This window comes from Pseudoroseomonas cervicalis ATCC 49957, assembly GCF_000164635.1.
Taxonomy (GTDB): domain Bacteria; phylum Pseudomonadota; class Alphaproteobacteria; order Acetobacterales; family Acetobacteraceae; genus Pseudoroseomonas; species Pseudoroseomonas cervicalis.
On record NZ_GG770795.1, the window covers coordinates 1 to 1,324 of the forward strand.

At 75.3% G+C, this 1,324-nt stretch carries 2 protein-coding genes; both read right to left on the reverse strand.

Features of this window, described 5'->3' with window-relative positions; translation table 11 throughout:
* Positions 1–32: 32 nt before the first annotated feature.
* Positions 33–1,001, reverse strand: coding sequence for a glycine betaine ABC transporter substrate-binding protein OsmF (gene osmF / locus HMPREF0731_RS19065; protein WP_007005844.1), 969 nt, complete (start codon positions 999–1,001; stop codon positions 33–35).
* 11 nt (positions 1,002–1,012) lie between these two features.
* The coding region (locus tag HMPREF0731_RS25985; protein WP_211207968.1) for a hypothetical protein at positions 1,013–1,324 on the reverse strand (312 nt) is incomplete at its 5' end.

Here is a 1,324-nt window from a genome sequence, read left to right on the forward strand (position 1 = left end):
GGGCGCCAGCGCCGCCTGGCGTGGCGCCATGCTCAGCGGGCGAGGCCGAGGCCGCGCAGATGCGCCTCCGCCACCTGCCGCGCCGGCTGGCCATCGACGACGATGCGCTGGTTCAGCCGCTGCAGCGTCTCGCGCGACAGCGAGGCGAAGAGCGGGCGCATCCACTCGGCCAACTGCGGCAGCCGCTCGGCCACCGCCTGCCGCACCACCGGGGCCGGCTGGTAGACCATCTGCGCCCCCTTGGGGTCTTCCAGCACCACGAGGTCGAGCGCCTGGATGGCGCCATCCGTGCCATAGACCATGGCGGCGTTGACGCCGTTCAGCCGCTCCGCCGCGGCGCGCATGGTCACCGCCGTGTCGCCGCCGGAGAGCACCAGCAGCCGCGCCGGCGGCAGGGTGAAGCCATAGGCCTTCTGGAAGGCCGGCAGCGCCGCCGGGCTCTCGACGAACTCGGCCGAGGCGGCGAGCTTGAAGCTGCCATCGGCCTGCAGGTGGCGGGCGAGATCCTCCAGGGTGCGCAGATTGGCCTGCCGCGCCAGGTCCCGCCGCACGGCGATGGCCCAGGTGTTGTTGGCCGCCGCCGGCTCCAGCCAGACCAGCCTGTTGCGCTCGGCATCCAGGGCGCGGACCTTGGCGGCGGCCTGGGCCGGGTCGCGCCAGGCCGGGTCGTCCTCCATCTGGAAGAAGAAGGCGCCATTGCCGGTGTATTCGGGGTAGAGGTCGATCTCGCCGGCCAGCAGCGCCTGGCGCACGATGCGGGTCGGGCCGAGCTGCAGCCGGCGCTGCACGGCGCTGCCCTTGGCCTCCAGCAGCTGGGCCATCATCTCGCCGAGCAGCGCGCCCTCGGTGTCGAGCTTGGAGCCGACCACCACGGGCCGGTCCTGCGCCCGCGCGGCGCGGGCCAGGGGAAGCGACAGGGGCAGCGCCAGGGCGCCGCCGCCCAGGGCGAACAGCGCGCGGCGAGAGAGGCCGGGCCGGGCGGCATCCATCGGGCGGGACATGGGCGGCTCCTTCAGGGCTGGGGGAGGAAGCGGGTGGGAGCGCCGGGCGGGCGGGCCCCCTTTCGGGCTGCAACGCGGCCGAAGCCGGTTCGTGGCGGGGTCGGTGCGGTTTTTTGCGCCGCGGGATCCGGCGCCTCCGCCCGCAGATGGGGTGGTGGCGCCGATGCGGAAGGCGGCGTGGCGGCGATCGGCAGTGCCGCCTCCTCCGGCGACCAGGCGCGGGCGCGGCGGTAGCGGCGCAGCGCCTGCCGGTCGCGCCAGGATTTCCACCACCAGACCCAGCGCCCCTCCAGCGCATGGCCGCGCCACAGGGCGATCGCCCG

Bases quoted from the DNA above. Each gene is read 5' to 3' on its own strand.
- osmF (WP_007005844.1), bottom strand. From the start codon at position 1,001: ATGTCCCGCCCGATGGATGCCGCCCGGCCCGGCCTCTCTCGCCGCGCG.